The sequence below is a fragment of the Bradyrhizobium oropedii genome (assembly GCF_020889685.1).
Taxonomy (GTDB): Bacteria; Pseudomonadota; Alphaproteobacteria; order Rhizobiales; family Xanthobacteraceae; genus Bradyrhizobium; species Bradyrhizobium oropedii.
This window is the reverse complement of sequence record NZ_JACMYO010000269.1, coordinates 1-8,941: the sequence shown is the minus strand read 5'-3', so window position 1 is coordinate 8,941 and position 8,941 is coordinate 1. Positions and strand designations below refer to the sequence as shown.

Annotated in this window: 4 protein-coding genes and 1 pseudogene; 4 read left to right on the top strand and 1 reads right to left on the bottom strand. The window is 62.5% G+C overall.

All coding sequences use genetic code 11. The annotated features are described in order from the left end of the window. The first annotated feature begins 67 nt into the window (after window positions 1-67). Window positions 68-883, top strand: a complete 816-nt coding sequence (locus tag H8A95_RS39715) for a MotE family protein (RefSeq protein ID WP_229187992.1) — start codon at window positions 68-70, stop codon at window positions 881-883. A 45-nt stretch (window positions 884-928) separates the two neighbouring features. On the opposite strand, the gene H8A95_RS39710 is transcribed toward H8A95_RS39715, so the two are convergent. Next, window positions 929-2,122, bottom strand: coding sequence for a glycosyltransferase family 87 protein (locus H8A95_RS39710; RefSeq protein ID WP_229187991.1), 1,194 nt, complete (start codon window positions 2,120-2,122; stop codon window positions 929-931). 267 nt (window positions 2,123-2,389) lie between these two features. Here H8A95_RS39710 and H8A95_RS39705 point away from each other — a divergent pair, with 267 nt between their 5' ends. From H8A95_RS39705 to H8A95_RS39695, 3 genes and pseudogenes are all read left to right on the top strand, one after another. Further along, window positions 2,390-3,628 (top strand): glycosyltransferase family 87 protein, encoded by a 1,239-nt coding sequence (locus H8A95_RS39705; protein WP_229187990.1) that lies wholly within the window; start codon window positions 2,390-2,392, stop codon window positions 3,626-3,628. Window positions 3,629-3,942: 314 nt separating this feature from the next. Next, window positions 3,943-6,786, top strand: a complete 2,844-nt coding sequence (locus H8A95_RS39700) for a G8 domain-containing protein (RefSeq protein ID WP_229187989.1) — start codon at window positions 3,943-3,945, stop codon at window positions 6,784-6,786. A gap of 215 nt (window positions 6,787-7,001) precedes the next feature. After that, a pseudogene (locus H8A95_RS39695) lies at window positions 7,002-8,941 on the top strand (tetratricopeptide repeat protein); the annotation flags it as partial.

Below are 8,941 nucleotides of genomic sequence, written 5' to 3'. Positions count from 1 at the left end.
CCGCGCGCGCGGTTGCCGCGGCGGCTGAAGCCTTCACCGAGCGCAGGAGGGCCGGCGGCCTCGCTGCATGAAGTTGCTTCGTGACATCAGAGTGATGCCCGTGGTGCTGGTCGCGATCTTCGGCCTGATGGTGCTGAAGATCGCGGGCCTGGTGCTCGATGGCGGATACGTGTTTGCCGACGATGCGCCGCCGGCCGGCCCGGCCGGCCCATCCTGGGCGCAGCAGAATTTCAACTTCCCCGGCGCCGGCAAGGCGGCGGTCGTCAACAGCAGGATCAAGGCTGATCCCGGCGACATCACGGGATCGGTCGAGGGCAAGGACGCAAAGAAGGACGAGCCGCCGAAGCCGGCTGCACCGGCCGCGGAGCCGCCCAAGCCCGACGGCGTGGTGGTCAATCTCGATGCGCCGGCGCCGGTGTCGGCGTCGGAGCGCGCGATCCTGGAGCGGTTGCAGTCGCGCCGCCAGGAGCTCGAGACGCGCGCGCGAGAGGTCGAGATCCGCGAGAGCCTGTTGAAGGCCGCCGAGAAGCGCATCGAGGCCAAGGTCGAGGAAGCCAAGGCCAATGATGCCAAGGCGAATGCCGACGCGGCGGCAAAGACGGAAGCCGAGGCCGCGCGCTTCAAGGGCATCGTCACCATGTACGAGAACATGAAGCCGAAGGACGCCGCCAAGGTGTTCGACCGGCTCGAGATGGGCGTGCTCTACCAGATCGCCTCGCAGATCCAGCCGCGCAAGATGTCCGACATCCTCGGCCTGATGCAGCCCGAGGCCGCCGAACGGTTGACAGTCGAGCTTGCCCGCCGCGCCGGTGGCGACAAGTCGGCTTCGACCGACGATCTCCCCAAGATCGAAGGCAAGATGCTCGCCCCGAAGACGAATTGACGGGCTCTGATCGAGCAACCCGTCAATTAGCTGATGATGCTCGGCTCAGCCGTAAGCCAGATCCGATTTGACGTCGGGTTGCCGGCATCTCATCCAGATCATCGCGATCACGGTCGCGCACATCAACGGACCGACGGGTATGAGTGCGATGTAGGCAAACCCCAACACGACAAGCACGCTGTATCCGATCCGGAGTGCGGAGCGATTCGAGAGAAGAGAGCCCTGTTCGGCCGGGGGCGCGTTCATGAGAAAGACGAGCGCAAGCGCCAGCGTCGCCATGTCGTGGATCGCGAAGTAGGGAGAGACGAGCAGCGTTCCTGTGAGCAGGCTCGCGGCCTTGACGGCGAAACTGACATTGCGGCGCCATATCATCATCGCCCAGATCGCGACTGCGGCAGCGACGGCGATGTGCAACGCCATCGCCAATCCGTAGCCAAGGCCGGCAAACCGAAGCAGACCGTAGATGCTTTGCAGCTTGTACCAGGCCAGCGTGCCGGTGAAGTGGAACTGGGTCGTCGCGAAGATTGCCGCCGCACGGAATCCCTCAAGGGTGTCCCAGCCGAAGGTCAGTCCGGTGAGGAGCATGAGGACCAGTATCGCCAAACTGGCCGTGATGACGACGCGCCAGCGGCCAGTGGCGATCAGGACGAACGGAAGCAGGAAGCCAAACTGCGGCTTGAAGATCAGCAACGCGATCAGCAAGCCGCTGACGATCGGGCGCCTGTCCAGCGTCAGCAGGATGCCGCCGAGCAGCGATGCCGCGAGCAGCGAGCATTGCCCGACAAAGAAATCATACAAGACGGGTGGAATCGCGAATGCCAGCAGCAGCGCGATGGAGCGCGGCCGGATGGCCCAAACAACGAGCGCCCAGCATAGCAGCTTTGCCGCGCTCCAGATCCAGAACGCGGTCGGAAACGGCAGCAGCGCGAGCGGCGCCGCAAGAAAGAAAAACACCGGCGGATAGAAGAACGGTATCGGCACCTTGTAAACCGGGAACGGCGCCTGGTTCAGACCAGGATGAATCCGAAGGATCAGTTGCCGCAGCTGCTGCCAATCGTAGGCGGCGGCGGCGTGGCCATCGAGAGCCATCGTCCCCGCGCTCCAAAAACATGAGAAGTCGAGCCCGAGCATGAAACTGCCGTCCACGACTTTCGGCAAGACCAGGAGCAGCGGGAAGCTCAACACGATGAGGCAGGCAATGGCCAGCGCACGGTCATATCCGCTGCGCTCGTGCGTCATTCCAATTCCATTCATGAAACAGCCAGAAGCTATCGAACATTTCGCAATATAGGCCGGTCTATAGCACACTGGCGGTGCTGCAGGCGAGGCTGCCGATGCCGCCGGCTTCCGGCACGGTATCCCCAACGAAAGGTGCGGAGGTCTTTGCGCTCTGTCCGAGGGACACGACCGCCACGGAACACCGGAGTTATGATAGCGTCGAGTTGCGACCGATTTATCGTAGAATTCGAGACGCTATGTCTCAAGCTGTTGCTTTAGGAATTGCCGATGCTGAAGGACATGCCCTGGCTGACCGCGCAGCGCGCCCGGTTGTACGTAAGTGGCATCGCACTTGTGCTGGTCCTGACCCAAGTGAGGTCGCTTTTGCTATTCTATCGCGCCGGCGGCTATGGCGCGAAAGATTTTCTGCTCGGCTCGGACTTCCTGACGTTCTGGGCTGCCTCGCTTCAGATTCTCGCCGGACATGCCGCCGAGGTCTATGTGCCCGAATTGCATCTGCTCGCGGAGCGTCCCTACCTGCGAGATGGCTACGAGGCGTTCTTCTATCCGCCGCCGATGCTGATCCTGTGCGTGCCGCTCGCGCTCGCGCCGTATTTCGTCTCGTTCTTCGTATTCATCGGTGTGACGGCGTCGTCGTTCGCCGCGGTGATCTGGCGTATCCTGCGAACGCCATGGGCCCTGGTTGCGATCCTGGCCTATGCGCCGGTCTATCTGAATGCCGTGGCAGGGCAGAACGCCTTTCTGACGGCTTCGATCCTTGGCTGCGGTCTCGGCATCATGAACCGGAGGCCAAGGCTCGCGGGCGTGATCCTCGGGCTGATGGTGATCAAGCCGCATTTGGCGCTGGCCGTGCCGATCGCCCTGATCGTCACAGGTCGCTGGCGCACGCTGATCTGGGCAGGCATTTCGTCGATTTCGCTCGTGGTGTTGTCCGGGCTGCTGTTCGGCCTCGATACTTGGCTCAAGTTCCTCGACGTCTCGCACTCGGCCGGCCAGGCGCTGGAGAACGGCGAGGTCGGGTTTTCGTTGCTGCAGAGCGTGTTCGCGGCGGCGCGCATGCTCGGCGCCGGCGCCGGCACGGCCTATGTCATTCACGGCCTCGCGGCGCTTGGCATGGTGTGTGTGCTGGTCTGGATGTTGCGTCAGAAGATCAGCCCTGCCGCCGAACGCTCGATCATCGTGCTCGCCTGCCTCCTGGTCACGCCGTTCTCGCTGTTCTACGACATGCTCATTCTGGCGTTGCCGCTGGCCTGGATGCTGCGCGAGTGGTTAAAGGTCGGCTTTCCGGCCTGGTCGAAGATGGTGCTTGGCGTGACGTTTCTCGCGCCGATGGTCTTCTATTTGCCGGTTCTCTACCAACTGTCTGCCGTGCGGCCGCTGCCCTTTGGTGCTCCGGTCATCATCCTGTTCAGTTGGTTGCTGGTCCGGGAGAACACACAGACGCGGCGAGCGGCGCATGGCGAGCCGGGGGGCTCGGCGGTCCGGGCTCGGAGCCCGCTCACTTGAACCTCCGTCACATCGAGGGATGCGTCCTGCATCACATCCGGATCATCGCGATGACGGGCGCGCTCGTGAACGGACCGACAGGTACGGCTGCGATATAGGCAAACCCCGGCACGTCAAGCACGCTGTACCAAGCGACTGGCCCGCCACCACGTAGGAGAACATGAAGCCGCAACGGTGTTTGATCGTCAGGAAATGGACGTGCGGCACCAGATCGCTTGCTCTGGGGAACCCTGCTGTGGATGCAATTGGTAGTTGCGCGATGGGCGTCCGTTGCGCGATAATCGTCATGACGAGGCAAGTATCGGGGGTTCACCGTGCAGTTTCGATCCCGCATTGTTATGGCGATCCTCTTGTTGTCGGTGCCGGTGGCTATTGCCTCGGTTCACTTTTACCGCCACGCCGAGCGGCGTCCAATTATGGACCGCGCCGATCTTCGCAACGAAATCGAGATATGCCAGGCACGAGAAGATGGATCGCTTGCCGAGGAGCGCGATCAGTCAAAGCGAACCGAGCACGCAAACGCGTTGGCGCTGGCGCCAATTGGGAAGGCGACACACATCGCTGTCGCATCGGGCAATTGGAGCGATCCGTCGATCTGGCTTGATCGACAGGTTCCCGACCGCGCAGCGCGGGTGTACGTCCCGTTCTGGGTTGGCGTGAATTACGACGCAGGTCCCGGCAGCCCCGCTCTGGACTGGTTGCGCGTCGATGGAAAGGTTGCTTTTGCCCCCGACCGTTCGACAGACCTGCATGCCGTGACGATCGTTGTCGCGATCGGCGGCACGTTCGAGGTCGGGTCGCCGACCGCGCCGGTTGCGTCGGGTGTGCAGGCCTCAATCATCTTTGGCCCTCGTCATCCGTCAACCAGCGAGGATGACAAGGAAGACCTCGGGGGCGGATTGGTCTCTCTTGGAAACCTTGCCATCAACGGGGAATTGAAAGTCCCCTTTGTTTTGGCGGAACCTCTGGTGGTTGGATCACGATCCATCAAGCTTTCGGCACCTGCGACGGGTTGGAAGATCGGAGACCGGCTGGTCATTCCCGGGGTCGATTTCAGCAACACCTCCGACGAAGAATTCAACATCAGGTCGATTTCTTCCGACGCACGTTCGATTGTGCTGAGTGGCCGAATAACCAAGGACCATTCTGCTCCGGCAGGAGTCCAGATCCCGATCGCCAACCTCACGCGCAATGTGCAGTTCAGATCTGAGACCGCGTCCCCGCTGTCGGCTCGCGGGCACATCATGATGATGCATCAGCAGACCGGCATTCAGATCAGCGGAGCTTCCTTTATCGACCTCGGCCGTACGGACGCAAAGTCCGTACATACGATACCGGCCTACGATGGAGCAGGCGAGGTCAAGCCCGAGTCAATCGAAAACACCATCGGCCGGTATGCCGTGCATTTTCACATGCGCTCGGGCGCCGAGCGAGATCTTTCACCCAACACGGTACGTGACAGCGTCGTTTGGGGAGCGCCGAAGCACGGCATCGTCAACCACGGCGGCAATGTCGTTGCTGAGGACAACGTGACATATCGGGTGAACGGATCGCACTTCTTCGCCGAGAACGGCAGCGAGATTGGAGCGTTTCGTCACAATCTTGCAATCCGGTCACTCGGCTCCGGAGAAGCGATCCGAAGTCGGGAATTTGTTGGAGACCTTGGGCACGGCGGCCACGGATTCTGGTCGCAAAGCTCCGCCGTGGAGATGTCCGACAATTTCGCCTTTGGGCAGGCCGAAGGAGCATATGTGATCTTCGGCTATCCCTTACGCGAGAACGGATCCTACGTTCTGTTCGACAGCAACAACCTCGGCAGCGGGAATCCCGAGAGAACCACCGGGTTGATCCCGATTTCCAACCCCTCGTTTACATTCAAGCGCAACACAGCCGCCGGTGTCGGCAATGGGTTGGAGGTCTGGGTTCACAAGATCTATTCGGCGGGAGCTTCAGAAAGCATAATTGAAGGATTCTCCGTCTGGAATTTCAGGACCTACGGAGTTTTCCTCCCGTACTCGAAAAACATCTCCATTCAAACGGCTCGTATCGAAGGCGCGGGAGTGTGGTGCGGCTGCGTCGGAATCCGCGGCAATGAGATGACGGAGAATATCCGGATCAAGGATGCAAGCACCGCCAGGCTCGCCGTCGGTATTCAAGCTCCGTCACGAGGCCGCAATTCGATCGTCAACGCTCGCCTGGATGCGTTGACGGGCATCGAAATTCCCGCGCCTACCGGACCCAGCCGGGTCATCGAGATCGCGGATTCGACGATGTCCGGCTCGGGCCAGCAGGGATGGCACTCCATCTCGATGGGCCCATTCCGTCCGCCGATCAATGCTGACATTGCCATGCTGTTTGAAGATGACCGCGTTTACCTCAAGCAAGGAAACGAAGCGCGGCAGCTTTATTTCGCAGAACAGGCTGATGACCATGTGCCCTTGCCGGACGAGGGCCCCTCCGTCTTGCGGGGCCTTTCGAACCAGCAACTCCACGATCAGTTCGGCCTGAGCGTCGGGGGAGGCGTTGTGCCGCACGCGGCTCCTGTCTTTGCGGGAAGCAATGCGTTGATCGGTTCCACCATGCCGGACCCCATCACATACAAGCTTCATCCACGGACCGGGACACTTTCCTACGTTGAGAGTCTGGAGCCGCAATATCCAATGGCTTCAGTGCATTTCGAAGAGAAGAACCTTGCCTCCGGGCAGGATGAGTGGCGCATCCTGAAAGATCCGGACACGGGTCGGGAAAAGCTGGTTTACATCGATCGTACGCCGCCGGAACTTGTTCTGACGCCTTCATTGTATCCGCTTGAAATTCATCCCGATGACATCAAATACGGCTACCGCGTCGAGGGAATGCTCTACGACGTCGTTGGGTCGAGGGTGGCCTTGCGCGCTTTCACGCAGGATTTCCTGAATCTCAGCGCAAGCGATGATGGCTTTGTTCGCCTCGATTTCGAGGTGCATGACCTGTCGCAAAACGCGCAGCCGATCCACCTCGCGTTGCGCGTCACAAAAGACGCCGTGCGCAGGGGATCCAACCTCAGCTTCTTCAGTCAGCGACAATATTGTGGGAGTGCATGCGATGCCGCGTGGCAGGTGAAGGCCCGGCAGGCATTTGCCCTGGCGCACGGGCTTGACGATTCGTTGCAGGAATAGGCTGCATCGTTCGCGAACCACCCCGAGATACCGCCCATCTTGGCGATATCGCCATCAGCCACTGTCTCGGACTTCGCCTTGGGCCTTGGTGTCCCTGGGGTCGAAACAAAGCATTGACGTTAACAGCTCCTTAACGCCGCCCGATCCAAGATCGGGACGCGTGGGCGAGGGCGCTTCGCGCTGGTATGGCTGGGGTCCCGAGAAGACGCTTCGAGATGGCGCGAACAGCTGCCGCTGGAACATGGTCGCTAGGCCGCGCCTGGGCGCGGACTGCGCGTCTGTGCCTGCTCGCCACCGGCCTTGCTTTGACAACTCTGACCTATTCGACCGCGGCGCGGGCCGAAGACCCGGTGCCGGGTGAGGCGACATTCTCGGCCGCCAACGGCTATGCCCGGCTGGTGCTCAGGCTGAAGGAGGATGTCGAGTCGGAGGTCACGACCGCCGGGTCGATCATCGTGATCCGCTTCAAGCGTCCGGTCGACATCCCCGTCGAGAAACTCTCGGATGCGGTGCCCGATTATGTCGGCGCCGCCCGCCGCGATCCGGACGGGTCGGCGATCCGCCTGTCGCTGGCGCGCCGGGTCACCGTCAACACCATGACCGCCGGCGAGCGCATCTTCGTCGACTTCCTGCCCGACGGCTGGACCGGCCCACCGCCGTCGCTGCCGCAGGAGGTGATCCGGGAGCTTGCGGAGCGCGCCCGCGCCGCCGAGCGTCTGCTGCGCATCCAGCGCGCGGCCGACGCTGCCAAGAAGAAGCCGCCGATCCGCGTCCGCGCGCTGGTGCAGCCCACTTTCGTCCGTTTCGTGTTCGAGGTTCCCGACGGGGTCAGTGTGTCCTCGGTGCTGAACGAGCAGAAGCTGTCGCTGTCCTTCAACTCGGTCCTGACCTTCGATCTAGCCGACGCCAAGGTCGCCGCGCCGCCGAACGTCGCATCGATCAGCTCGCGCTCCGATACGGACACCTCGGCGGTCGACGTGACGCTGATCGGCGACGTCGATGTGCATTCATTCCGCGACGAGAAGAACTATATCGTCGATGTCGCTTTCCAGCAGAACGAGCAGCAGCAGGCGGCGAAGCCCTCTCTCAGCTCGCTGTCGCCGACGCCACGCGGCAAAGCGAAGAGCGCGGCGGCGATTGCGCCGGTGACCTCGGAAAGCATCGCGCAGCAGGCCAAGATCGAGATCAAGCCCGAGCAGGCCAAAGTGGAGCCGGCCAAGTCCGAGCCGCTTAAGCCCGAGCCGCTCAAGTCCGAGCTGCCGCAGCCGCAATCCGAAGCGGTCAAATCCGAGCAGGGCGGCAGTGAACAGCCGGCGATCGCGCCTGCGAAAATCGAGCGGCCAAGGTCAGAGCTGCCCAATTCGGAGCTGCCGAAGATCGCAGCTGCACCGGCGGCCGACGTCGAGCGCGCCGCTGTGCCGCACGACGGCAGCGCCGGTTCTGAGCCGGAACCGGGCAGGACGCCCGCGAGCGAAGCGCCGAAGCCTGTGCCCGCTGCCGCAGCCGCGGCTGCGATGGAGACGCCGAAGCCCAACGTTGCGCCATCGCCGTCCGCCGAGGCCCGCGGCAAATCCGTGGTCGAAGCCCAGCGCGACAGCGACGGGCTCCGTGTGACGTTCTCATTCCCCGGCGCGACGCCGGCGGCGCTGTTCCGCCGCGCCGATACGGTGTGGATGGTGTTCGACACCGCCGATCCGATCGACGTCGATCCGATCCGCGCCAAGGGCGGTGCGCTGATTTCCGACGTTAGCCGGATCCCGCTGGAGAAGGGGCAGGCGGTGCGCTTCCGCCTCAACCGGCCGCAGATGCCGTCGCTGGAGAGCGACGACCGCTCGCGCGGTGTGAGCTGGACGCTGACCTTTGCCGACCGGGTGCAGAAGCCGCCGCTGCCGCTCACCGTGGTGCGCAACATCTCGGAGCCGTCGCTCGCCAATGTCAGCGTGCCGCTCGCCAATCCCGGCCAGCTTCACAAGCTGGTCGATCCCGACGCCGGCGATACGCTCTGGGTGGTGACCGCGCCGCCGCCGACCCGCGGCATCATCAAGCGGCAGGATTTCGTAGAGCTCTCATTGCTTGAATCGATCCATGGCGTCGTGGTTCATCCGAACGCGGATGACGTCAAGGCCGAGGTCGGCGCCGACAAGGTGATGCTGGG

Excerpts from the sequence above, each read along its gene's own strand:
- H8A95_RS39715 (WP_229187992.1), top strand. The coding sequence starts at position 68 with ATGAAGTTGCTTCGTGACATCAGAGTGATGCCCGTGGTGCTGGTCGCG.
- H8A95_RS39705 (WP_229187990.1), top strand. The coding sequence starts at position 2,390 with ATGCTGAAGGACATGCCCTGGCTGACCGCGCAGCGCGCCCGGTTGTAC.
- H8A95_RS39710 (WP_229187991.1), bottom strand. The coding sequence starts at position 2,122 with ATGACGCACGAGCGCAGCGGATATGACCGTGCGCTGGCCATTGCCTGC.